The 23,499-nt window shown below is 69.0% G+C and carries 23 protein-coding genes and 1 pseudogene; 9 read left to right on the top strand and 15 right to left on the bottom strand.

The annotated features are described in order from the left end of the window. Window positions 1-85: 85 nt before the first annotated feature. Window positions 86-760: an orotate phosphoribosyltransferase gene (pyrE, locus tag FKV23_RS00980; protein WP_141622184.1), complete on the top strand. Its 675-nt coding sequence runs from the start codon at window positions 86-88 to the stop codon at window positions 758-760. A 39-nt stretch (window positions 761-799) separates the two neighbouring features. Continuing rightward, window positions 800-1,531, top strand: a complete 732-nt coding sequence (locus tag FKV23_RS00975) for a hypothetical protein (protein ID WP_141622183.1) — start codon at window positions 800-802, stop codon at window positions 1,529-1,531. 114 nt (window positions 1,532-1,645) lie between these two features. Here FKV23_RS00975 and FKV23_RS00970 read toward each other — a convergent pair whose 3' ends face one another. The 3 genes and pseudogenes from FKV23_RS00970 to coaBC all read right to left on the bottom strand — a co-directional run bounded on the left by FKV23_RS00970 (window position 1,646) and on the right by coaBC (window position 5,831). After that, window positions 1,646-4,000: a phosphomannomutase/phosphoglucomutase gene (locus FKV23_RS00970; RefSeq protein ID WP_141622182.1), complete on the bottom strand. Its 2,355-nt coding sequence runs from the start codon at window positions 3,998-4,000 to the stop codon at window positions 1,646-1,648. Window positions 4,001-4,016: 16 nt separating this feature from the next. Beyond that, window positions 4,017-4,475, bottom strand: a complete 459-nt coding sequence (gene dut / locus FKV23_RS00965; RefSeq protein ID WP_141622181.1) for a dUTP diphosphatase — start codon at window positions 4,473-4,475, stop codon at window positions 4,017-4,019. A gap of 68 nt (window positions 4,476-4,543) precedes the next feature. Continuing rightward, a pseudogene (coaBC, locus tag FKV23_RS00960) lies at window positions 4,544-5,831 on the bottom strand (bifunctional phosphopantothenoylcysteine decarboxylase/phosphopantothenate--cysteine ligase CoaBC). Between the two features lie 237 nt (window positions 5,832-6,068). On the opposite strand from coaBC, the gene radC reads away from it, so the two are divergent. From radC to FKV23_RS00940, 4 genes are all read left to right on the top strand, one after another. Then, a complete protein-coding gene (gene radC / locus FKV23_RS00955) occupies window positions 6,069-6,764 on the top strand; it encodes a RadC family protein (RefSeq protein WP_141622180.1) in 696 nt (231 codons plus the stop codon). A gap of 207 nt (window positions 6,765-6,971) precedes the next feature. Next, entirely contained in the window at window positions 6,972-8,660 is a 1,689-nt protein-coding gene (gene argS / locus FKV23_RS00950) for an arginine--tRNA ligase (RefSeq protein ID WP_141622179.1), read from the top strand. A 112-nt stretch (window positions 8,661-8,772) separates the two neighbouring features. Then, window positions 8,773-9,585, top strand: coding sequence for an SPOR domain-containing protein (locus FKV23_RS00945; RefSeq protein ID WP_141622178.1), 813 nt, complete (start codon window positions 8,773-8,775; stop codon window positions 9,583-9,585). Between the two features lie 220 nt (window positions 9,586-9,805). Beyond that, entirely contained in the window at window positions 9,806-10,216 is a 411-nt protein-coding gene (locus FKV23_RS00940) for a hypothetical protein (protein WP_141622177.1), read from the top strand. A 98-nt stretch (window positions 10,217-10,314) separates the two neighbouring features. Here the strand turns inward: FKV23_RS00940 and FKV23_RS00935 are convergent, their stop codons facing one another. The 3 genes from FKV23_RS00935 to speA are packed head-to-tail and all read right to left on the bottom strand — an operon-like array spanning window position 10,315 to window position 13,390. Then, complete coding sequence (locus tag FKV23_RS00935) at window positions 10,315-11,202, bottom strand: NAD(P)-dependent oxidoreductase (protein WP_244244055.1); 888 nt, start codon at window positions 11,200-11,202, stop codon at window positions 10,315-10,317. Continuing rightward, a complete protein-coding gene (locus tag FKV23_RS00930) occupies window positions 11,203-11,457 on the bottom strand; it encodes a YciI family protein (protein WP_141622176.1) in 255 nt (84 codons plus the stop codon). A gap of 7 nt (window positions 11,458-11,464) precedes the next feature. After that, the gene (gene speA / locus FKV23_RS00925; protein ID WP_141622175.1) at window positions 11,465-13,390 is read right to left on the bottom strand and encodes an arginine decarboxylase; all 1,926 of its coding nucleotides are present in this window, start codon (window positions 13,388-13,390) and stop codon (window positions 11,465-11,467) included. Between the two features lie 192 nt (window positions 13,391-13,582). Between speA and speE the strand changes: the two genes are divergently transcribed. After that, window positions 13,583-14,434, top strand: coding sequence for a polyamine aminopropyltransferase (gene speE, locus FKV23_RS00920; RefSeq protein WP_141622174.1), 852 nt, complete (start codon window positions 13,583-13,585; stop codon window positions 14,432-14,434). Window positions 14,435-14,482: 48 nt separating this feature from the next. Here speE and FKV23_RS17625 read toward each other — a convergent pair whose 3' ends face one another. Both FKV23_RS17625 and FKV23_RS00910 read right to left on the bottom strand, forming a co-directional pair. Then, window positions 14,483-15,646 carry an SGNH/GDSL hydrolase family protein gene (locus FKV23_RS17625; RefSeq protein ID WP_141622173.1) on the bottom strand — a complete coding sequence of 388 codons (1,164 nt, stop codon included), beginning with the start codon at window positions 15,644-15,646 and terminating at the stop codon, window positions 14,483-14,485. A gap of 52 nt (window positions 15,647-15,698) precedes the next feature. Then, on the bottom strand, window positions 15,699-16,037 hold the full coding sequence (locus FKV23_RS00910; protein WP_141622172.1) for a P-II family nitrogen regulator: 339 nt from the start codon (window positions 16,035-16,037) through the stop codon (window positions 15,699-15,701). A 217-nt stretch (window positions 16,038-16,254) separates the two neighbouring features. Between FKV23_RS00910 and ubiK the strand changes: the two genes are divergently transcribed. Then, window positions 16,255-16,545: a ubiquinone biosynthesis accessory factor UbiK gene (gene ubiK / locus FKV23_RS00905; RefSeq protein WP_141622171.1), complete on the top strand. Its 291-nt coding sequence runs from the start codon at window positions 16,255-16,257 to the stop codon at window positions 16,543-16,545. A gap of 13 nt (window positions 16,546-16,558) precedes the next feature. Further along, a complete protein-coding gene (locus FKV23_RS00900; RefSeq protein ID WP_141622170.1) occupies window positions 16,559-18,070 on the top strand; it encodes a YifB family Mg chelatase-like AAA ATPase in 1,512 nt (503 codons plus the stop codon). Between the two features lie 31 nt (window positions 18,071-18,101). On the opposite strand, the gene yiaA is transcribed toward FKV23_RS00900, so the two are convergent. The 7 genes from yiaA to FKV23_RS00865 all read right to left on the bottom strand — a co-directional run bounded on the left by yiaA (window position 18,102) and on the right by FKV23_RS00865 (window position 23,499). Beyond that, window positions 18,102-18,560 carry an inner membrane protein YiaA gene (gene yiaA, locus FKV23_RS00895; RefSeq protein WP_141622169.1) on the bottom strand — a complete coding sequence of 153 codons (459 nt, stop codon included), beginning with the start codon at window positions 18,558-18,560 and terminating at the stop codon, window positions 18,102-18,104. 139 nt (window positions 18,561-18,699) lie between these two features. Next, complete coding sequence (locus FKV23_RS00890) at window positions 18,700-19,260, bottom strand: lysophospholipid acyltransferase family protein (protein WP_141624967.1); 561 nt, start codon at window positions 19,258-19,260, stop codon at window positions 18,700-18,702. Between the two features lie 212 nt (window positions 19,261-19,472). Next, window positions 19,473-19,892, bottom strand: coding sequence for an alternative ribosome rescue aminoacyl-tRNA hydrolase ArfB (arfB, locus tag FKV23_RS00885; RefSeq protein ID WP_141622168.1), 420 nt, complete (start codon window positions 19,890-19,892; stop codon window positions 19,473-19,475). 321 nt (window positions 19,893-20,213) lie between these two features. Beyond that, on the bottom strand, window positions 20,214-20,924 hold the full coding sequence (locus FKV23_RS00880; protein WP_141622167.1) for a pseudouridine synthase: 711 nt from the start codon (window positions 20,922-20,924) through the stop codon (window positions 20,214-20,216). Continuing rightward, the gene (gene ubiB / locus FKV23_RS00875; RefSeq protein WP_141622166.1) at window positions 20,909-22,597 is read right to left on the bottom strand and encodes a ubiquinone biosynthesis regulatory protein kinase UbiB; all 1,689 of its coding nucleotides are present in this window, start codon (window positions 22,595-22,597) and stop codon (window positions 20,909-20,911) included. Before ubiB ends, FKV23_RS00880 begins: the two co-directional genes overlap by 16 nt. After that, the gene (locus FKV23_RS00870; RefSeq protein WP_141624966.1) at window positions 22,594-23,265 is read right to left on the bottom strand and encodes a ubiquinone biosynthesis accessory factor UbiJ; all 672 of its coding nucleotides are present in this window, start codon (window positions 23,263-23,265) and stop codon (window positions 22,594-22,596) included. Before FKV23_RS00870 ends, ubiB begins: the two co-directional genes overlap by 4 nt. Before the next feature lie 78 nt (window positions 23,266-23,343). Further along, on the bottom strand, window positions 23,344-23,499 hold the full coding sequence (locus tag FKV23_RS00865; RefSeq protein WP_141622165.1) for a DUF1328 domain-containing protein: 156 nt from the start codon (window positions 23,497-23,499) through the stop codon (window positions 23,344-23,346).

The raw sequence follows: 23,499 nt of genomic DNA, 5'->3' as shown, positions 1-23,499 counted from the left end.
AGCGTAGCCGATCCGCTTCCGGGCCGTTCCCGGCGAGGCCGCGGGTTATGCTTTTCCGTCAACCCCAGCCCCCAAGCCCTGTCCCGTGTCCTACAAATCCCGCTTCCTCCAGCTCGCGCTCGACGCCCGGGCGTTGCGCTTCGGCGAGTTCACCCTCAAATCCGGCCGGCTGAGCCCGTATTTCTTCAATGCCGGCCTGTTCAACACCGGCACGGCGCTGGCCGGGCTGGCGACCTGCTACGCGGATGCGATCGATGCGGAGGGGCTTGCCGGCTCGATCAAGGACTTCGATCTGCTGTTCGGGCCGGCCTACAAGGGCATCCCGCTGGCGACCGCGCTGGCCTGCGAGTACGCCCGCCGCGGACGTGACCTGCCGGTGGCGTTCAATCGCAAGGAAGCCAAGGCCCATGGCGAGGGCGGCAGCCTGATCGGCGCGCCGCTGGGCGGCCGCCGCGTGCTGGTCGTCGACGACGTGATCACCGCCGGCACCGCGATCCGCGAAGCGCTCAGCATCATCCGCGGTGCGGGGGGCACTCCGGCCGGCATCGTCATCGCCCTGGATCGGCAGGAAGCGGTCGACCCGACCGTGTCGCGACGCTCCGCGGCAGAAACTGTCGCGGATGAGCAGGGCATCCCGGTGGTCAGTGTGGCATCGCTGGCCGACCTGCTGGCCTTCACCAGCGCCGACGGCACCCTGGCCGACCAGCAGTCCCGACTGCTCGCCTATCGCGACACCTACGGCAGCCGCACGCGGGGCTGACCCACCGGGTGCTCCACTCACCGTGATCCCGCACCGGCCTTGGCCCGACTCTTGCGTAATGCAGTGTTGTTAATGACCATGGACGAACAGGGACCCGCCATGAATCCGCATCGTGAGTCGAAGGCCTGGGCGCTGGCAATCACCGCCGGCGCCCTGTTGCTGGCCAGCACCCCCGCGGCGCTGGCCCAGAAGCGCGGCACTGACGGCGCGGCCAAGAAGCTTTACTGCTGGGATGACAACGGTCGCAGGGTCTGCGGCGATGCCCTGCCCGCGGAGGCGGTGGACAGCGCGCGCACCGAGATCAATGCCAGAAGCGGGATGACCACCGCCGTCGTCGGCCGCGCACTGACAGCGGAAGAACGTATCGCGGCCGAGGAAGCGGAGCGCGCGAACGCCGTGACCACGGCCCGGGAAGCCGCCAGGCTTCGCCGCGAGCGCGCCATGGCCGAATCCTACGCCACCGAAACCGACCTGCGCCGCGCCTACCAGAACCGCATCGTATTGCTCGACGAATCGGTCAAGGCTTCCGAGCTCGGCATCGCCGGCCTGCGCCAGAGCCTTCTGGTACTGCTGCGCCGGGCCGGCGAGACCGAACTGGCCGGCAAGCCGGTCGGCACCGCGTTGGCCGGCAACATCCGCGGCCAGCACCTGCAACTGCTGCGCCAGCAGGCGATGCTGACCCAGCAGCAGCAGGAACGGCTGGATGTCGAGGATGAGCTCGCGGCGGCGCTGGAGCGCTATCGTGAGCTGAAAGCACCGCGGAACGGCTGAAGGCGCCCACGACGCCCAAAGGACGAGAACGCAGAAGCCCGCCGGCCAGGGCGGGCTTCCTGCATTCCGGGCCGGACGGCCCGTCGCGAATTGCGCCCGAAGGCGCTCAAGTGCTCAGAACGTCAGCTTCAGGTCCGCCTTGACCGCCAGCAGCTGCTCACGGAATGCAGCCTGGATGCGATCGAGCGCGGCCTTGTTGTCGGCATCGAATCGCAGCACCAGCACCGGGGTGGTGTTGGAGGCGCGCACCAGGCCCCAACCGTCGGGCCAGTCCACGCGCAGGCCGTCGATGGTCGACAGCCGCGCGCCCTCGAACGTGGCCTGCGCGCGGAACGCATCGACGAAGGCGTGCGGATTGCCATCCGGGGCCTCGAGCTTGATCTCCGGCGTGGACACGCCGTCAGGCAGTCCGGCCAGCACCTGCCCGGGTCCGTCCGGATGCATGGCCAGGATTTCCAGCAGCCGCGCGGCAGCGTAAATGCCGTCGTCGAAGCCGTACCAACGCTCCTTGAAGAAGAAGTGGCCGCTCATCTCGCCGGCCAGCTCGGCGTCGGTCTCGCGCATCTTGGCCTTGATCAGCGAGTGGCCGGTCTTCCACATCAGCGGGCTGCCGCCGTGGCGGAGGATGTAGCCGGGCAGGTGGCCGGTGCACTTGACGTCGAAGATGATCACCGCGCCCGGGTTGCGTTCCAGCACGTCGGCGGCGAACAGCATCAGCAGGCGGTCGGGGAAGATGTTCTGGCCATCGCGGGTGACCACGCCGAGGCGGTCGCCGTCGCCGTCGAAGGCGATGCCGAGGTCGGCGTCGAGGCGGTCGACCATGCGGATCAGGTCGGCGAGGTTGTGCGGCTCGCTCGGGTCCGGATGATGATTGGGGAAGGTGCCGTCGATCTCGCAGTACAGCGGGGTGACCTCGGCGCCGATCGCTTCCAGCACACGCGGGCCGAGTTCGCCGGCGACGCCGTTGCCGGCATCGACCACGACCTTGAGCGGGCGTTCGATCTGCACGTCGGAGGCGACGCGTTCGACGTAGTCGTCGTTGATGTCGCGCTGCTCCAGCCGGCCCGGCGATGGCGCGGTGTGCAGGCGGTCCTCGGCGATACGCGCGTACAGGTCGGTGATCGTGTCGCCTGACAAGGTCTCACCGCCGACCACGATCTTGAAGCCGTTGTAGTCGGGCGGGTTGTGGCTGCCGGTGACCGACACGCAGGAACCGGCGCGCAGGTGGTAGGCGCCGAAGTAGGTCAGCGGGGTCGGCGCCAGGCCGATGTCGATGACGTTGCGGCCGGCCTTGCGCAGGCCTTTGATCAGGCCTCCGGCCAACTCGGGGCCGGACAGGCGGCCATCGCGGCCGACCACGATGTCCTCAAGGCCCTGCTCGTGCATCAGCGAGCCGATCGCATGACCGATCAGCTCGGCGACGCCGGCGTCAAGGGTCTGGCCGACGATGCCGCGAATGTCGTAGGCGCGGAAGATGCCGCCGTCGATGGCGACCGGGGCGGTAGAGGGTGCAGCGGAACTATCGATGACGGGTACCTTCGAGGTTGCTTCAACGGGGGGTTCGGGCGACCGGGCCACGGATTCGGCGAGGGTCTGGTCGGAGCCGGCCTCGGCATCCTCGCCATCCTCGCCCTTGCGCCTGCGCGCGAAGCGGTCGGCGTAATTGGCCAGCAGCGCCAGCAACAACAGTACCCCGGCGAGCATGAAGCAACCCGGACCGTCGAGGCCAAGCGGACCGCCGGCCACGTCCGGCACCGCTGCGGCGACACGCCACTCGCTGTCCGGGATACGTGCGGCCAGCGCTTCGGCGCCGCCATTGAGGCCGGTGTCGCCGCGTTCGACCAGGCTCACCGAACCCTGGCGCAGGGCCAGGTAAGTGCCGTCGCCGATCCGGGCCTGTTCGACCGCGTTGCGGATCGGATCGAACGGCAGTTGCACCGAGGCCACCGCCACCAGGCGCCCGTCCTGGTGCACCGGCGCGGCCAGTTCCAGCTTTCGTGTCGCACCGTCGCCGACGATCCAGGCCACCGGCCTGTTCTGAGCGATTGCGGCCTCGAGCGTGGCCAGGCGGCCATAACCGCCGACACGGGCGCCCTCGGCGGTGAGCGCCGCGTAGGCACTCTGCAGGCTGGGGGCGAACACGCTGGCCGCCTCCACACCCGGCCAGCCGTCGGCCAGGTGCACGCCGGCGTTGGCATGGTCGCCAGCCGCCACCGCCGTCTGCACGTCGGTCCTGGCCAGTTGCGCGGCCATGCGCTTGTACTCGGCATCGAGCACACCCTGGACCGACTTCACCGCGCCATCGCGGGCCTGCTGCACGCTGCTGCGCCGGCTGCTGTCCTGCTGCTGTTGCCAGCCGCTCCAGGCAAACCATCCAGCCAGCAGAATGCAGGCCACGGCCAGCACCCTTCGCAACAATCGCCCCTGTTCGGCCGACAGCTGCGGCCGCTCGAACTTCTGACCCACCATATGTCTGCGTCCCCTGTCAGCGCACACCGGTATGGCCGAAGCCGCCGGTGCCCCTGGCGCTGGTTTCGAATTCGTCCACCACCTGCAGCGTCGCGCGCACGATCGGCAGCACGACCAGCTGGGCGATACGGTCGCCAGGCTCGATCGTAAAAGCCTCGCGGCCGCGATTCCATACGCTGATCATCAGCGGCCCCTGGTAATCGGCGTCGATCAGGCCGGTGCCGTTGCCGAGCACGATACCGTGTTTGTGGCCGAGCCCGGAGCGCGGCAGGATCACCGCGCACAGGGTCGGGTCGCCGATGTGGACCGCGAGCCCGGATGGCACCAGCGCGGCATCGCCGGGCGCCAGTGTCAGCGGGCCTTCAACCGCGGCGCGCAGATCCAGACCGGCGCTGGCCGCGGTGGCATAGGCCGGCAGCGGCCACTCGTCGCCGAATCGCGAGTCCAGCACTTTCAGTTCCAGGGTGTGGTGCATCGGTCCTTCCATGTCGGGTGGCGATGGCCGCTGCGGCCACCGGAATCAAGCGAACGCAATATTCGTGCCTACGGCGCCGGCAATCGCTGCAGGGCAAGCCGTTCCAGCACCAGATCGAGCAGCCGGTCGGCCAGCTCGGTCTTGGCCGCCGGCCCCAGCGCGCGGTTGCCGGGCACATCGCCGTCGCTCCAGAACACCGACAGCGCGTTGTCATCGCATTCGAAGCCACTGCCCGCGACGCCGACGCGATTGGCCGCGATCATGTCGAGTTTCTTGTTGACCAGTTTGCCGCGCGCGTAACCCTCGACGTTGTCGGTCTCGGCGGCGAAGCCGACCACCAGCCGCGGCCGCTGCGGGTGCTGCGCGACTTCGGCCAGGATGTCCGGCGTGCGCACCAGCTCCAGGGTCAGGGTATCGCTGCCAGGACGCTTCTTGATCTTGCTGGCGGACGCCTCGCGCGGGGTGAAGTCGGCGACCGCGGCGGCACCGATGTAGATGTCGGCCGGCAACGCGGACATCACTGCCGCGTGCATGTCGGCGGCCGAGCGCACGTCATGCCGGGTCACGCCCTCAGGCGTCGGCAGCGACACCGGCCCGGCCACCAGCACGGTGTCGGCACCGCGATGGGCGGCGGCGGCGGCGATCGCGAAACCCATCTTGCCGCTGCTGCGGTTGCCGATGAAGCGGACCGGGTCGATGTCCTCGTAGGTCGGGCCGGCGCTGATCAGCAGCCGCAGCCCGGCCATGTCGGCAGCTGCGTTCGGGACAGGCGTGCTCGCCATCGGCTCAGGCCCCGCCCGCCAGTGCGGCGACGATCTCGTGCGGCTCGCTCATCCGCCCCGGGCCGGACTCGCCCTCGGCCAGCGGGCCGTCGTTCGGGCCGACCACCTGCACGCCGCGCGAACGCAGGGTCTGGATGTTGGCCTGGGTCGCCGGGTGCAGCCACATGCAGTGGTTCATCGCCGGCGCCACCGTGAGCGGCGCAGTCGTGGCCAGGCACAGGGTGGTGACCAGGTCGTCGGCCATGCCGTGGGTCAGCTTGGCCAGGGTGTTGGCGGTGGCCGGCGCGACCACGATGCGTTCGGCCCAGCGCGCGAGTTCGATATGTCCCATCGCCGCCTCGGCGGCCGGATCCCACAGCGAACTGCGTACCGGCCGACCCGACAGGGCCTGGAAGGTCGCCTCGCCGACGAAGTGGCCGGCATCGGCGGTCATCGCCACCTGCACTTCGGCCCCGGCATCGCGCAGGCGCCGCACCAGTTCGGCCGCCTTGTAGGCGGCAATGCCGCCACAGACGCAGAGCAGCACGCGCTTTCCGGCGAGGTCGGCATTCACGGCAGACGGGGCGGCGGCCATGGGGTCGGAAAATTCCTACACGCAAACGGGCGTTTAGCTTACCCGATGGCGAGAGCAATCCCGGCTGTCGGGGCCAGCCGCGAAGCGTCAAATGGCCTTGTGGCGGGTGGCCGGACCGACCGGACACGTCCGCGGACTTCCCCACCGCGCCGGACTTCGGAACAGCCCTTGCGGCCATCCGCCACACCCGGATCACGGACAATCTGCCCAAGGACGGGCCCAAGGATGGGCGCTTGCATGTCGATACCGATTCCTTCCCCGCACATCCGCGACTGGCCGGCCGCCGAACGACCTCGCGAGAAACTGCTTGCGCGCGGCCCCGGCGCACTGTCGGATGCCGAACTGCTGGCGATCTTCCTCGGCTCCGGCCTGCGCGGGCAGGACGCCGTCGGCACCGCGCGCGGCCTGCTCAGTGGCCACGGCCCGCTGCGCACCCTGCTCGAACGCAGCGCTTCCGAGTTGGCGAAACTGCCCGGCCTCGGGCCGGCGCGTGCCTGCAAGCTGGTTGCCGCGCTGGAACTGGGCCATCGCCACCTGTCGGCCGAACTCGAGCGCGGCGAGGCGATGAGCGATCCCCACGCCGCCGGCCGCTATTTCGCCCAGCGCCTGCGCGGACGCCCGCACGAGGTGTTCGCGGCGCTGTTCCTCGACACCCGCCACCGTGCCCTCGCCTTCGAGGAGCTGTTCCACGGCACCCTCGACGGCGCCGAGGTGCATCCGCGCGAGGTGGTGCGACGCGCACTGGCCCACAATGCCGCGGCGGTGATCGTCGGCCACAACCACCCCAGCGGCAACCGCGAGCCGTCCGCAGCCGATCGCGCGGTCACTGCCCGGCTCAAGCAGGCGCTGGCACTGGTCGACCTGCGCCTGCTCGACCATTTCGTGATCGCCGACGGGCCGCCGGTGTCGCTGGCGGCGCGTGGCTGGGTCTGACGTCGCGTTTGCGACCGCCCGCGGGGCTGGTCACGCGGCGGCAGACGCGGAACCCGTGACGGGTGAAGCCGGAACCTCCTGGCGAGCACATGGTTGTGCGGGGTTGGTGGCCTCGACCCGCCCGCACGACCAACCAGCGGAGCCGCGACTCCCACCCCGCCTGCCTGACGTACAATGCGCGGTTCCGCAACGCTCCCGGATCCGCCCGTGAAAACCGCCCTCCGCGCCCTGGTCTTGCAGGCCCTCGACGCCCTGCGCGCCGCCGGCACCCTGCCAGCCGATCTCGCCACGCCCGACTTCGTGATCGAGCGGCCGAAGAACCGCGCCCAGGGCGATTTCTCGACCAACGTGGCGATGCTGCTCGCAAAGCCGGCCAAGTCGAACCCGCGCGCGGTCGCGCAGGCGCTGGTCGACGCGCTGCCGGCCAGCGACACCATCGCCGACGTCGAGATCGCCGGCCCGGGCTTCATCAACTTCCGCATCGCCGAGGCCGCCTGGCGTGGCGTGCTGGACGAAGTGTTCGCCCGCGGCGATGCGTTCGGCCGCAACGACTCGGGGCGCGGCCATACCGCAGGTGTGGAGTACGTCTCGGCCAACCCGACCGGCCCGCTGCACGTCGGCCACGGCCGCGCGGCGGTGATCGGCGACTGCATCGCCCGCGTGCTGGCCGCCAACGGCTGGGACGTGCAGCGCGAGTACTACTACAACGACGCCGGCGCGCAGATCGACAACCTCGCGATCTCGGTGCAGGCGCGCGCGCAGGGCCGTGGCCCGGACGATGAAGGCTGGCCGGAAGACGGCTACCGCGGCGACTACATCAAGGATGTCGCGCAGGCCTATCTCGATGGCGCCAGTGTCGAAGTCGAGGGACACACCGTCACTGGTGCGAAGGATGCGGACGATCTCGACGCAATCCGCCAGTTCTCCGTCGCCTACCTGCGCCGCGAGCAGAACCTCGACCTGGAGGCCTACGGCGTCGGCTTCGACGTCTACTTCCTCGAAAGCAGCCTGTACACCGACGGCAAGGTCGAGGAAACGGTGCGCGAGCTGGTCGCCCATGGCCACACCTACGAGGACGGCGGCGCACTGTGGCTGCGCAGCACCGACTTCGGCGACGACAAGGACCGGGTGATGCGCAAGTCCGACGGCAGCTACACCTACTTCGTGCCGGACGTCGCCTACCACCTGTCGAAGTGGCAGCGCGGCTACGAGCGCGCGATCACCGAGCTCGGCGCCGACCACCACGGCAGCCTGGCCCGGGTGAAGGCGGGCCTGCAGGCGCTCGACAAGGGCATCCCGCAGGGCTGGCCGGAATACGTGCTGCACCAGATGGTGACGGTGATGCGCGGCGGCGAGGAAGTGAAACTGTCCAAGCGCGCCGGCAGCTACCTGACCTTGCGCGACCTGGTCGACGAGGCCGGCCGCGACGCCACCCGCTGGTTCCTGATCGCGCGCAAGCCCGACTCGCAGTTGACCTTCGACATCGACCTGGCCCGCAGCCAGTCGCTCGACAACCCGGTCTACTACGTGCAGGTCAGCCATGCGCGCATGTGCGGGCTGCTGCGCCAGCTGGCCGAGCGCGGCCTGACCTTCGACCGCGAGCAGGGCCTGGCACAAGCACTGCCGCTGGACGATGCCGCCACCCACGAGCTGGTCGCCGCGATCGACCGCTACCCGGACGTGGTGGAAAGCGCCGGTCGCGACCTCGAACCGCACCAGATCGCCGCCTATCTGCTGGAGCTGGCGCAGGACTTCCAGAGTTATTACAACGACCATCAATTCCTGGTCGACGACGCCGATACCCGCAATGCGCGGCTGGTGCTGGCGCTGGCGACGAAGCAGGTGCTGGCCAACGGCCTCGAACTGCTCGGCGTGAGTGCGCCCGAAGTGATGTAACGCCGGCCAGTGATTCGCATACACTGGCCACTACCAATTTTTGCGATTCACATCACATTCCGGCCGCCATGCCCACCATGCCGGCCGGGGATGCAGCGAGGAAGACGACGCAGTGGCAGCACGACGCAACAAATCCCAGGCCCGGCGCACCCAGAGCAACGGCCTGCCCGGCTGGGCATGGCTGGTGCTTGGCATCCTGCTGACCCTGATCGTGGTGCTGGTCGCGTCGTCCTGGCTGAAGTCCGATGGCGACGACTTCTTCCGTCCGCAGGCCAACCCCGACGCCCGCCCGCTGCCTGTTTCGACCGCCGACGACGAGTTGCCGGCACCATCCGGTCGCCGCGATGCCGGTGACGATGGCAAGGAGCGCAGCGAGGACTTCGCCTTCTACGACCTGCTTACCGGCAAGGAAGTGCCGATGACCGACGCCGAGCTGGCCGCAACCCAGCGCGCGGAAAGCCAGCGCCAGGCCGAACTGGAGCGCCAGCGGGCCCTGCGTGCACTCAATGGCCAGGCCGACGCGCAGGTGGCGGCCGCCGAACCGGCCTTGCCGGAACCGGTCACCCCCGATGCCGCCACCCCGGCACGGACCGCCCCCGACACACCCGTCCCCGCCCAGGCCCCCACGACGCAGCCGGCCGCAGCCGTGGCGCCGGTCGGCAACGCGAATACCGCTGCGGGAGTTGGCGACGGCAGCCGCTACATCCTGCAGGCCGGCGCCTTCCGCGCCTCCGGCCAGGCCGAGGAACTGAAGGCACGCATCGCCCTGCTCGGACTCGGCGCGCGGGTTGAACCGGCACAGATCGATGGCACCACCGTCTACCGCGTCCGCATGGGCCCGTACGGCACCGCCAGCGACCTCGCCGACGCCAAGCGCAAGCTCGAGAGCGGTGGGCTGCAGGCGTTGGCGATCCGGGCCCGGTAAGCGGATTTCGTATAGCCCGGGACAGGCCGAAGACCGCACCCGGACAGATATCCCTTCCTGCCAGGATCCCGGGTGCGCTCCGCTTGCCCGAGTACGCGTCGCGGATTGTTGCCGAACAGCCCCCGCAACGCCCCGGCCGTCCGGAAGCGTGCCCGGATACCGTGCACACGCACGCACCTCTGCCTAGACTCCCAGCCGACACCAAGGGGAATTCCGGGACATGGACAAACGATTGTTGCTGGCCTGCCTGGCCGCGCTTGCGGTGATGCTCGGCTTCGACCTGGCGACCCTGCTCAGCGGCCGCGCGCTGGATCTGCCGGTGCGGACCGGCTGGGGCACGGTGCCGGTAATCGGCCTGCTCGTCACCGCTTTGGCGATGGCGGCCGGCGGCTGGGTCGCACGCCGCGGCTTCCGCATCGTCGCCCTGCTGCTGGCGGCGCTGGTCTGGCTGTGCGTGGTGACCGTGGTCGAGCTGGGGGCGCTGTCGAGCCGCGAGTCGCTGATCGGTCTGACCGACATCCTGCGCCACAGTGCGCTGGCGATGGTGTTGAGTCTGGTTGCCGCGTGGAGCGGCGCCGCGCTGGGCGAGCGCATCGCCCGGCGTGAAGCCTCTCCCTCAACCGCGACGTAGCAGGAACACCACTAGAGCGCCTTGGGCTCGACTAGGGGCCCGACTGGCCGTTCGCGGACTTCAATCGAAGGCGCGCTCCTGCAGATTCGACGACTCTGCTACGTCGGCTTGCGCTTGAGTACGATCAGCGCGGAGGTGTCGGACTCGCCGTGGCCGCGCTCGACCAGTTCGGCGTAGTCGGCCAGCGCCTGATCGATGGTGGCGGTGCGGATGCCGGCGTCCTGGGCAATGCCCTGGACGATACGCAGGTCCTTGAGCATGTGCGCCGACTTGAAGCCCGGCGCAAACGCGTCGCGCAGCATGGTCGCGCCGCGTTTTTCGAGGAACCAGCTGTTGGCCGCACCGGCCATCAGCGTCGGCAGCAGGGTGTCCGGATCGAGGCCGAGCTTTTCGCCCAGCGCCAGGCCCTCGCAGACCGCCTCGTTGATGCCGGCCACCAGCACCTGGTTGACCGCCTTGGTGGCCTGGCCGGCACCGGTGCCGCCCATCAGGCCGATCCGCGCGGCGTAGGCCGCGATCACCGGGCGTGCCTTCTCCAGCACTTCGGCCTCGCCGCCGGCCATCACCGACAGCTTGCCGTTGCGCGCACCCTCGACGCCGCCCGACACCGGCGCATCGATGAAACCGATGCCCTCGGCCGCCAGCAGCGCGGCGACCTTGCGCGCGGTCTGCACCGACACCGTCGAGTGGTCGACGACCACTGCGCCGGCCTTGAGCACCTTGGCCAGCGCGGCCGCATTTTCGATCACATCGGCGTCCAGCGACACGCACATCGCGACCACGTCGCAGTCGGCGAAGTTGTCGGCCGAGCGCGCGGCGCGCACGCCCAGTTCGGCGGCCAGTGCGTCGGCCTTGGCCTGGGTGCGGTTGCCGACCACGGTCAGCAGGCCGGCGTTGTGCAGGTAGCGCGCCATCGGCGCGCCCATCGCGCCGAGGCCGATGAAGCCGGTCTTCAATGCAGGTGGAGCAGTTTCTTTCGTCATCATTCAAACATTCCACTCAAAAACCGTCAGGCGCGAGGCGCCGCTGCGGTGCAGCGGATCGGCATCAGCCAGGGCCTGCGCCTCGTTCAGGTTCGCGGCCAGCAGCACGTAGGCGCCACCGCTTTTGTCCGAAAAGCCCCCTGCCATCTGCACACGGCCCTGCCGGCGCAAATCGGCCAGATAGTCGAGGTGCGGCTGGATCACCACGGGATCGAAATGCGGCTCGCGGATCGCAAGCACCAGGAAACTTTTGCCCATGTCCGTCTCAGACCGCGCGACCGACCGCGGCGCCATCGTCATCGAGGTAGGTATAGCCGGTCAGGCCGGCCTCGAGCGAGGCGAGCAGCCGTGCGGACTCGTCGGCCGGCAGATGCGCGTCGGCGACGCGGGTGCGATAGGCCGCACGCAGGTCGTCGAGCCGGTAACCGACGTAGTCGAGCATCACGTCGGTGGTGTCGCCGCGGCGTTGCTGGCTGATCCGGTAGCCGCGCGGGTCACCGGTATCGACCCGCACCTCGACCGCGTCGGTGTCGCCGAACAGGTTGTGGATGTCGCCGAGAATCTCCTGGTAGGCGCCGACCAGGAAAAAACCGAGCCGGTAGCTCTCGCCGGAGCGCAGCGCATGCAACGGCAGCGAGGTGCTGAGGGTCTCGTTCTCGACGTAGGTGTCGATGCGGCCGTCCGAGTCGCAGGTCAGGTCGGCGATCACCCCGCGCCGGTCCGGCGCCTCGTCGAGACGCTCGATCGGCACGATCGGGAACACCTGATCGATCGCCCAGATGTCCGGCATCGATTCGAACACGCTGAAATTGACGAAGTACTTGTCGACCAGGCGCTGGTCGAGCTCGTCGAGGATCGGCTGGTGGCTCTTGCGCACCGGGTCGAGCTGCGCACGCACCGCACTGGCGATGGCGTAGAACAGGTCGTCGATACGCGCGCGGTGGATCAGGTCGATCTGGCCCAGCGCATAGAGCGACAGCCCTTCGCTATGGTGGTGCTGGGCCTCATGGAACAGCTCGACCGCGGGCCGCTGACCTAGCTCGGCGTGGATCTCGCGCAGGTGGCGAACCACGGCCGGCTCGTCGTCGTGGGCGTCGGGGATGCGGCCTTCCGGCGCGGTCTCGACCTCGGTCACGTTGGCCACCAGCACCGCATGATGGGCGGTCATCGCACGGCCGCATTCGGTGATGATGCGCGGCGCGGCCAGCCCGTATTCCTCGCAGGCCTCGGCCAGCGGTTGCACGATGGTGCCGGCATACTGGCTGGCACCGTAGTTGATCGAACAGTAGCTGCGCGAACGGGTGCCCTCGTAATCGATGCCGAGGCCACCGCCGACGTCCATGTAGCGCACATTGGCGCCGAGCACGGACAGCTCGACGAAGTAGCGCACCGCCTCGCGCATGCCGCTGGCGATGTCGCGCACGTTGGAGATCTGCGAACCCATGTGGAAGTGCAGCAGGCCGAGGCAATCGGTCATGCCCGAATCGCGCAGCGACTTCCACAGATCCAGCACCTGTCGCGGCGAGAGGCCGAACTTGGCCTTGTCGCCGCCGCTGTTCTGCCACTTGCCGGCGCCGAGGCTGGCCAGGCGCATGCGCACGCCGAGGCCCGGCTGCACGCCCAGCGCTTCCGCCTCGGCCATCACAAGCGGCAGCTCGGACGGCTTCTCGATCACGATCCAGGTGTTCAGGCCGAGCTTGCGGCCGATCAGGGCCAGGCGGATGTACTCGCGGTCCTTGTAACCGTTGCAGACGATCAGCCCGCCCGGCCGGCTCAGCGCCATCACCGCCATCAGCTCGGGCTTGCTGCCGGCCTCCAGGCCGAAGCCGTCGCCATGATGGGAGGCCAGGGTGCCGGCCACGCCATGGTGCTGGTTGACCTTGATCGGATAGACCGCGGTGTAGCCGCCAGCGTAGTTCCAGTCTGCCATCGCCTGCGCGAACGCCGCCTGCAGGCGGCCGAGGCGATCGCCGAGGATGTCCGGGAAACGCAGCAGCAGCGGCAGCTTGGCGCCGTTGGCGCGGGCCTCGTCGACCAGTTGCGCCAGCGCGACCGCCGGGCCGTCGCCGCGGCGCGGGCTGACCGTTACGCAGCCGGCGTCATCGACGTCGAAATACCCCTCGGCCCAGTAGGGAATCGAGTAGGTCTGACGGGCCTGGTCGATGGACCATGGAGACGGCGACGGGGGCATCTGGGGGACACCGGGGTTCGGGGGACGCGCATTCTACCCCCGCAGGGGTGACGGCGCGTGTCCAAGGTGGCCACGCCATCGTCGCGCGGTCATGCCGTGGTCACGGCGCGATCACGGCATTTCGGCCTCGGTTCGCTACAATTCGCGACCTTGCGCGGCCACTGGGCCGCCCTTCCAGCGGGACGCACCGGCATGAACGACAGCAGCACCTGGCACTACGAGAACTTCGACTCGACCGGCTCGGCCATCGGCTACCGCATCACCCGCAAGCTGGACGAGGCGCAGTCGCCGTTCCAGAAGATCGAGATCTTCGAGAGCACCGACTGGGGCAACATCATGCTGATCGACGGGGCGATGATGCTGACCACCAAGGACAACTTCCTCTACCACGAGATGATGTCGCACCCGGCGCTGTTCACCCACGCCGATCCGAAGCGGGTGGTGATCATCGGCGGCGGCGACTGCGGCACCCTGCGCGAAGTGCTGCGCCACCCCGGCGTCGAAAGCGCGACCCAGTGCGACATCGACGAGCAGGTCACCCGCATGGCCGAGAAGTGGTTCCCGGAGCTGTGCGAGTCCAACTCCGACTCGCGCGCCGAACTGCTGTTCGACGACGGCGTCGCCTACATGGCCCACTGCCCGGCCGGCAGCGTCGACATCGTCATCGTCGACTCCACCGACCCGGTCGGCCCGGCCGAGGGGCTGTTCAACAAGGCGTTCTACGAGAGCTGCTTCAAGGCGCTGAAAGACGACGGCATCCTCGTCCAGCAGTCCGAGTCGCCGTTGATGCTGCTCGACCTGATCAAGGAGATGCGCGCCGAGATGGGCAAGGCCGGCTTCGGCACTTTCAAGACCCTGCCGTTCCCGCAGCCGTGCTACCCGACCGGCTGGTGGAGCTGCACCCTGGCGCGCAAGGGCGGGAGCTTTGATTTCCGCACCGACGACGCCCGCAACAAGCCGTTCGTAACCCGGTACTACACCGCCGACATCCACACCGGCGCGCTGGCCACGCCACCGTTTGTGGCCGAGGCATTGGGCGAGTAAACCACCGCGTCCCGGTCGAAGACGAAACCCCGCCTGGCGCGGGGTTTTTCATGGTGCCGCCCCGGCCTGGCGGCGCTTTGGCGCATCCGCCTTCACCAGCCCCGCGACCTCCTCGTCGCTGATCGGGGTCAATCCCGACTCCCAACGCAGGTTGAGCAGGATCACCAGCGACTGCGCCCAGGCCGCGCTCCAGGCCACCCCTGCGTGGCCGTCCTGCAAGACCGCGTGGCGGGGCGCATCGCCGACGCTGTTGCTCACCCGGATCCTGCCCGGCAGCACCACATCACGATAGGCCGGTTGCCCACGGGCGTCGCGCCCGCCCCAGCGGCCGGCAAACCAGCGCCGGTCATCGAAGAAAGTCAGCCTGTCATCGCCGCGGGCCATGTCGATCAGGGCCCGGTCGTAGCCATCCAGTGCGCGGGCGATGTTGGCCAGCCCCGCTGGCGTCCAGTCTTTGGCCAGATCCTGCGCCCAATGCGTGTTGTCGAAGATGCCGACCAGGACGATGCGGGTGTCCGGATGCCGGCGGTGGATCGCCTGCACCGCCACCCGGATCGCGTCCACGCAGTCGGCGATGCGCCCGGCCGCCGGCGAGCCAGCCGGATCGGCGGCCAGCTCCAGCAATGCCGTGCGGGTGCCTACATCGTTGATGCCGATGCGGATCACCACCACGCCCCGCCGCCAGCGCTCGGGCGCTTCGTCCATCAGCTCGATCAGCGCCGGCACCTGCCGGACGCCGCCCATCAGGTCCCCGCAACCGGCTCCGGACACGGCGAAATTGAAGCGGTAGTCCTGCTTGCGCGGCCGGCGCGCCTGCACCCCGACCCCGTCCAGCACCCGCGCCAATCGCCCCGGCACCCCGTACGCGCCCCACTCGCCCGGATCCAGTTCATCACCACGCAGCCGGGCCAGCACCTCGACCCAGTTGAACGTGCTCGTGCGCCAGGCGCCGCCGCGCTCCGGACCGCCTTCCGGAAAACTGATGCGGTCCTGGTAGGCATGGCTGTCGGAGTCGCCGATGACGGCCAGCGGCAACGGCTGTGCCGCTGCCTGCCGCGGCCAGCCGACACCCGCACACAACACCAGCGCAAGCATCCAGTCCCGGACGCGGAAACCCGACATCATGCTGTGCTCGCGGACCTGGCAAGGCAGATCGTCGCCATGAAGCTTCTCCGCATGCCACCTGATCTGCGGTGGCTGCAGAACTGCCAACGTGATGTCCTCAGGAGTGCGGACATCGCCTGTTGCAGCGCCGTTGGTCGAGCTACAGCGCGTCGGCGTCGAGCTCGCCGGTGCGGATGCGCACCACCCGTTCCAGTTCGTGGATGAAGATCTTGCCGTCGCCGACCTTGCCGGTGCCGGCGGCCTTGATGATCGCTTCGACCACCGCGTCGACCAGGTCGTCCGTGATCGCGATCTCGAGCTTGATCTTGGGCAGGAAGTCGACCACGTACTCGGCGCCACGGTAGAGCTCGGTGTGGCCCTTCTGACGACCGAAACCCTTGACCTCGGTGGCGGTGATTCCGGCCACGCCGGCCTCGGCCAGCGCCTCGCGCACGTCATCGAGTTTGAACGGCTTGATCACCGCGGTGACCATCTTCATCGCGTCATCTCCCTTCGCTGCTGGCCGGTCCCGGCTGGAATTCGTTCAGGATAGCAAGCCGGAGGCGATACATTGGGGTAAAGTGCGCGCCCCGCCCGCACGTCGCCGGTAGGAAATTTCCTACCCTGCCCCGCGGCACAGGACGACGGCGCGGACACGCCCGGCAGGCCATGCTGTGCCCATGCCAACGGCCTCTTGCCGGACAGGATCTGAACCGATGATCGACCTGACCCATATCGACGAACTCGCCCGCCGCCTCAGCAACCTGGTTCCGGCGGGGCTGCGCGGGCAATCCGGTGAAGTGCTGCGCGAAGAGCTGCAGGAGAACTTCAAGACCGTGTTGCAGTCCGGACTGACCCGGCTGGACCTGGTGACCCGCGAAGAGTTCGAGGTCCAGCGCGCGGTGCTGCTGCGCACCCGCGAGAAGCTCGAAGCCCTGCAGCAGACCGTCGCCGAACTCGAAGCCCGGCTCGGCAACGCGCCGGGCAACGGCACCCCACGCCACTGAGGGAACCCCCAACATGAACCTGGCCCTCGTGCACGGACGTGCGCGGTCCGGGGTGCGTGCGCCGGAAGTACGGGTGGAGGTGCACCTGGCCGGCGGCCTGCCCGCGATGTCGATCGTCGGCCTGCCGGCTGCGGCGGTACGCGAATCCAAGGACCGTGTGCGTGCCGCCATCCGCTGCGCGCAGTTCGAGTTCCCGGCGCGGCGGATCACCATCAACCTCGCCCCGGCCGACCTGCCCAAGGACGGTGGCCGCTTCGACCTGCCGATCGCGCTCGGCATCCTCGCCGCCAGCGGACAGATTCCGCTGGAACCGCTGACCGAATACGAATTCCTTGGCGAACTCGCCCTCACCGGTGAACTGCGCGCGGTCGACGGCGTGCTGCCGGCCGCATTGGCCGCCGCCGGGGCCGGCCGCAAGCTGGTGGTGCCGGCCTGCAACGGCGCCGAGGCGGCGCTGTCGAGCCGGGTCGAGGCGTATACCGCGCGCACCCTGCTGGAGGTGTGCGCGATGCTGCAGGGGCGCAAGCCGCTGCCTGCCGCGACCGCCCCACCGGCCACGCATGAATCCGGCCCCGACCTGACCGATGTACGCGGTCAGGCGCATGCCCGCCGGGCGCTGGAGATCGCCGCAGCCGGCGGCCACCATCTACTGCTGGTCGGCCCGCCGGGCTGCGGCAAGACCCTGCTCGCCTCGCGCCTGCCCGGGCTGCTGCCCGAGGCCAGCGAAGATGAAGCACTGGAAGCAGCGGCGGTGGCCTCGGTCAGTGGCCGCGGCCTCGACCCGACACGTTGGCGCCAGCGCGGATACCGCTCACCGCACCATACCGCCAGCGCCATCGCCCTGATCGGCGGCGGCAGCGAACCGCGTCCGGGCGAGGTCTCGCTCGCTCATCAGGGCGTGCTGTTCCTGGACGAACTGCCCGAGTGGAGCCGCCACGCCCTCGAAGTACTGCGCGAACCTCTGGAATCGGGCGTGGTCACCGTCTCGCGGGCCGCGCGCAGCGCCGAGTTCCCGGCCCGCTTCCAGCTGGTCGCGGCGATGAACCCCTGCCCCTGCGGCTACGCCGGCGACGCCAGCGGTCGCTGCAACTGCAGCCCGGAAATGATCAACCGCTATCGCGGCCGCGTGTCCGGCCCGCTGATGGACCGGATCGACCTGCACGTGCATGTGCCACGATTGCCGCCCGCGGAACTGCGCCTCGACGGACCGCCCGGAGAATCCACTGCCGCGGTCCGCGAGCGCGTCATCGCCGCCCGCACGACCCAGCTCGATCGCACCGGCGGGCCCAATGCCCGCCTCGGCGAAGCGGAAATGCGCGCGTTCTGCAGACTGACCGACGCCGACCAGGCCCTGCTCGAACGCGCGGTCGAATCGCTGCGCCTCAGCGCCCGCTCGATGCACCGCATCCTGCGCGTGGCCCGGACCATCGCCGATCTTGCCGGCAGCGACGCCATCGCCACCGCCCACCTCACCGAAGCGATCGGTTACCGGCGGATGGATGCGAAGGCGGATGCTGGCGCATGAATCCGGTCGCAGCCCCAGTACCGGTATCGCATCAACCCGCCTCGATATCGTCGGATCGACGCGGCAACGGGTGTACCGATGCCTCCTGCCGGTCTTCCGCAGCAAGCGTGTCGCGCGTGTTCTTCTGCACTGCGATGGCCGCGAACAGGCTCAGCGCATAGGCCATGCCGTAGAAACCCTTCTCGCTCAGGGCCAGCTCCGCGTTCCACAGGCCGATGAAGAGCAGCAGCAACGCCGAGATCACGGCGAACCAGGCCAGGCCGTAGTACAGCGCGGTCACCGGCAGCCCTTCCAGCCGGTCGCGCACGCTCTTCTGCAGCGAAATCGCCGCGAACAGCCCATACAACAGCAACGTGAAGTAGTAGCCCCGCTCGTTGAGCGCCATGTCGGCATTCCACAGGCCGGCCAGGTAGGCGCCCATGCCCAGCAGCAGTGCGGCCCAGGAGGCGCCGATGAAGGCGGCGGAGGGCTTGCGGATGTTGTCATGCATGAAGTTTCACTCCCTGTAAGTGATCTGATTCCGTTCCGGACGGCATTGCGTCAGCCCGACCCTGCCGCTACCGGGACTCGCAGGATACGCTCCTCCAGCCGGGCGTGGCCGATACGGCCGCATGCAGAAGCGATGAGGATCAAACCGTTCCGCGATTCTTGCCGATCCAGGGCCGGTACCAGTTGCGGATGCGTGCCATGTCCGCATCCAGGTCGTCACCGGTGTGGAACACCGGGCCCAGGCCGATGATGCGTTCGGGGTAATGGAAATAGGCAGGCAGCACCGGCACTTCGGCTGCGCGGGCGATCTTGAGGAAGCCGGACTTCCATTTCTCGACCCGCTTGCGGGTGCCTTCGGGCGCAATCACGAACCATATCCTTTCGGCGCTGCGGATCATGCTGGCGGCCTGTTCGACCATGCCACGTGGGGCGCTGCGGTCGATCGGGATGCCGCCGAGGCGGCGCAGGATCGGGCCGAGCGGCCAGAAGAACAACTGGTGCTTGCCGAGCACGCGCACCTCCAGCCCCAGCGCGAGCTTGGCGGCGAAGCCCCAGATGCCGTCCCAGTTGGACGAATGCGGGGCGGCGATCACCACCATCTTCGGGATATCGGGGATGGGGCCAGCCACGCGCCAGCCGCCCATGCGCAGGACACTGCGGCCGAGCCAGCGGGTGAAACGGTTGGGTTTGACCCGCGGCATCGCCGACGGGATCTCGGGCAGAAGGGGTTGTGCGTCGTCGGTCAAGGCTTAGGGTCCGTTGACTGTCACCAGTGAGTCGCGTGACCCCGCCGCTGTCAGGCAAGGCGCACGCCGCCGTGCCGTAGCCATTCTACGGCCAAGGCGCGCAATGCTGCACGGCGGCGGCGGGGCAGTATGCCCCGGCGCGGCCTGCCGGTGGCAGTCAACGGACCCTAATCCCAGTTTTGCGGCGACCGGCCGCGCTTGATGGTGCTGCGCTGTCGCTTCTCGCCCAGCCGCCGTTCGCGCGCGCCGCGGCTGGGGCGGGTGGCGATGCGCGGCTTGGGAGCGTGCAGGCCGGCTTCGATGAAGGCGGCCAGGCGTTCACGGGCGTCCTCGCGGTTGCGCTCCTGGGTGCGGAAGCGCTGGGCGTTGATGACCAGTACGCCTTCACCGGTCACGCGGCGATCGCGCCTGGCGAGCAAGCGCTCGCGCACGGGCTCGGGCAGCGAGGGCGAGCCGGCGACGTCGAAGCGCAACTCGACCGCGGTGGACACCTTGTTGACGTTCTGCCCGCCCGGCCCGGCCGCGCGCACGAAGCGCTCGACCAGCTCGGCCTCGGGGATCTCGATGTGGGCGGCGGTGACGGGCATGGCGAGTGGATTGTAGTGCTTGTGACTTTCGTGTTCGCGTTGGTGCCGTCGGGGAAGCCGGTGGCCATGGCATTGCGGGACACGCCGTGAACCCGTCCCTGGGGGCTCATCCGAAACATCCATGTTTCGGAAGGTCCCGCAATGCCATGGCCACCGACTTCTGGAAAGTCGGGCGGCGCTTGTGGGCAAGGCAGGCAGTAGCCCGCTCAAGCAGAGCGCACCCGGGGGCCTCGGCACCTTGTCGGCGCTCTTGGAAACCCCATTCCCACCCCGGCCCTCCCCTTGAAAGGACGAGAGCAAAGGTTGGGTGGGGATGGGTTCTCAATCCGCCATGGCGAAATCGAACAGCGCCAGCGCCTTCGCGAACTCCGCATCCGGCGGGGCGATGGCCTGGATCCTGATGCCGGTGAGCGGATGAGTGAAGGCGAGGCGGCGGGCATGCAGGAGCATGCGGTGGATGCCCATCATGCGGAAGTTGCGGTTGTGGCGGCCGTCGCCGTGGCTGGTGTCGCCGATCAGGTGGTGCGAGGCGTGCTTGAGGTGACGGCGGATCTGACGGAAGCGGCCGGTCTCGGGACGGGCTTCCAGCAGGGAGTAGCGCGAGGTCGGGAAGCCTGTCGACGGCACGTCCAGTTCGGCGGTGGCGAGGCGGCGGAAGCGGGTGATCGCCGGCTTCTTGACCGGCTTGCCGGGGCCGCCGTCGAGCGGGTGGTCGATCTCGAACACTTCTTCGGTCCAGCCGCGGCAGACGGCCCGGTAGGCCTTCTCGACCTCGCCCGACATCAGTGTCTTGCCGAGTGCGGAGGCGGTGTCGCGGTCGAAGGCGAGCAGCAGACAGCCGCTGGTGGCGCGATCGAGACGGTGGACGAGGAAGATCGGGCGGCCGAACTGCTCGCGCAGGCGGTCGGCGGCGAAATCGGTCTCGCCGCGCGCGAGCGCGCTGTCGTGGACCATCAGGCCGGCCGGTTTGTCGACGATGGCGAGGGTGTCGTCGAGATGGAGGACCGGGAGAGCGGTCACCGCCGCGGCCATGCGGCAAGCAGTGCCCACACGCCACCGGCGGCGGCGATCCAGCTCGATGCGGGAATCGACAGCCAGCTCGGCCCGCCGGCCTCCAGCGCGTACAGCACCGCGGCGACGATCAGCAGGCCGGTGCCGAGCAGGGCGGCAACGGTACGGCGCTGCAGGTCCTTGACCGCTCGGGTCAGCGCGGCGAGGTCGCGCGACTGCATGTTGAGGGTGTGCTCGCCCTCGACCTGCTGGCGCAACCACGCATGCAGCAGGCGCGGCATCTCCGGCGCACGGGTGACCAGCTCGGGCAGGCGCTTGCGGAACTCGCGCGCGAGCCGGCGCGGGCTGTAGCGCTCGACCAGGATCTTCGACAGCACCGGTCGTGCCACTGCCCAGATGTCGAGCTTCGGATCGAGCAGGCGGCCGACGCCCTCGATGTTGAGCAGGGTCTTCTGCAGCAGGATCAGCTGCGGCTGCAGGGTCAGCTCATGGCGCTGGGCAACGCGGAAAAGCTTGATCAGCACCTCGGCCAGCGAGATCTCGCTCAGCGGACGGGTGAAGTACGGTTCGCAGACCGAGCGCGCGGCCGCTTCCAGCTCGTCGATGCGGATATGCGGCGGCATCCAGCCGGCCTGTACGTGCAGTTCGGCGATACGGCGATAGTCGCGGTTGAAGATCGCCATGAAGTTCTCGGCGAGGTAGTACTGATCCTCGTCGGAGAGCTGGCCCATGATGCCGAAGTCGAGCGCGATGAAGCGCGGGTTGGCGCGCCGCGCGGGATCGCTGTCGACCCAGATGTTGCCGGCATGGGCGTCAGCATGGAAGAAGTTGTCGCGGAACACCTGGGTGTAGAACACCCGCACACCCTTGGCCGCGAGCGCCTTGCGGTCGATGCCGGCCGCGTCGAGCGCCTCGATGTCGTCGGACGGGATGCCGTGCACGCGCTCCAGCGTGAGCACGCGCTCGTGGGTGTGGGTCCAGATCACCTCGGGCACGTAGAGGTCGTCGCTGGCCTTGCCGTCGGCACCGGTCCAGAACCGGCGCAGCACGCTGGCGTTGGCGCCCTCGCGCTGCAGGTCGAGCTCGGCGGCAAGGGTGTTCTCGACTTCTTCCACGATCGCCTTCGGACGGATCTTGTCGGCGTTGGGATGGGTGCGGTCGACCAGGGCGGCGAGCGCACCGAGCAGGGCGATGTCGGCGGCGATCTGCTTCTCGATATCGGGCCGCAACACTTTCACCACCACTTCGCGCTCGAGTTCGCCATCACGCGCGGGCAGGGTGGCCGCGTGCACCTGGGCGATCGACGCGGAAGCCAGCGGCTCGGTGTCGAAGCTGGCAAAGGCCTCGGCGACCGGTTGCTCCAGCGCGCCCTCGACAATGGCGCGGGCGCGCTCGCCGTCGAACGGGGCGACGCGGTCCTGCAACAGCGCCAGTTCTTCGGCGACGTCGGGCGGCACCAGGTCGCGGCGGGTCGACAGGATCTGGCCGAACTTGACGAAAATCGGACCGAGATCCTGCAGCGCCAAGCGCAGTCGCGCGCCGCGCGACTGGATGGCGATCTCTTTCGACGCCCTCGGCACGAAGGGACGCGCCAGTTTGAGCCAGCGCTCGGCCGGGGTGCCGTCGAGCAGGTCGTCGAGCCGGTAGCGCAGCAGTACCCGGCCGATGCGCCAGGCGCGGAACAACGACTTCATGATGCCGAGCCCTTCGCCGAAGCCCGGTCGTCCATGACCGGGCTTTCCGGTGCGGTGCGTAGCCGGGCGACCCGGGCAATCAGTCGCTCGACATCATCCCGAAGCGTGTCGACGTCGTCATGAAAGGCGTTGAGTTCGTCGCGACCGACCACGTCGCGCGACTCCTCGGTCACATACTCGGCGGCATTGGCGGCGAGCGTGGCGCCGGCAACCCGGGCATGGCGCAAGCCGGCGGCGATCGCATTGGCGACCTGCACCCCGATGACATCACCGAGGATGGCGACGAAGGGCTGCTGCCAGTCGGGGTCAAAGCGCTCGGCGAGCTTCTGCAGACGGCGAGCCAGATCCGCATCGCCCTCGATCCTCAGCTGCCCCACCGGCGGAGCATCGTCGTTGCGCACGAAAGGCAGCTGGGATATCAGCCCGGCCAGCGAACTGCGCACCGACAGGTCGGCGCCATCATCGGCCGGACCTACCTCGAGACGTTCACCGGCCACCCGCACCTGCAGGGCCAGCGGCGGAGCGGCCAGATGCAACGCGATCCGGCGGCCGTCGAGGGCCGCCAGGCCCTGACGGGTATCGTCGTCCAGTGCCAGCGCGCGGTTGAGTGCCGCTTCGAGCACGCGGCCCGCAATTGGCTTGAGGGTGGCGAACGGGGAATGGGGGATCGAGGCCATGCCGCATTGTAGCCGCCGGCACCCACGTCCCTGAGCCCCGATTTCACTGGAGGATTTCGCCGGAGCGGATCAGACCCTCTTGCGGAAGAACGCGACCGCCGCCAGTACCAGGAAGACGACGAACAGGATCCAGGCGATGTTGGTGGCGGCGCCGGCGATGCCGGAGAACCCGAGCACCGCGGCGATGATCGCGATGACGAAAAAGACGATGGCGTAGTAGAGCAT

It is taken from the genome of Lysobacter alkalisoli (genome assembly GCF_006547045.1).
In the GTDB taxonomy this organism is placed as follows: Bacteria; Pseudomonadota; Gammaproteobacteria; order Xanthomonadales; family Xanthomonadaceae; genus Marilutibacter; species Marilutibacter alkalisoli.
The sequence above is the reverse complement of the archived record's forward strand: the minus strand, read 5'-3'. Positions and strand labels throughout refer to the sequence as shown.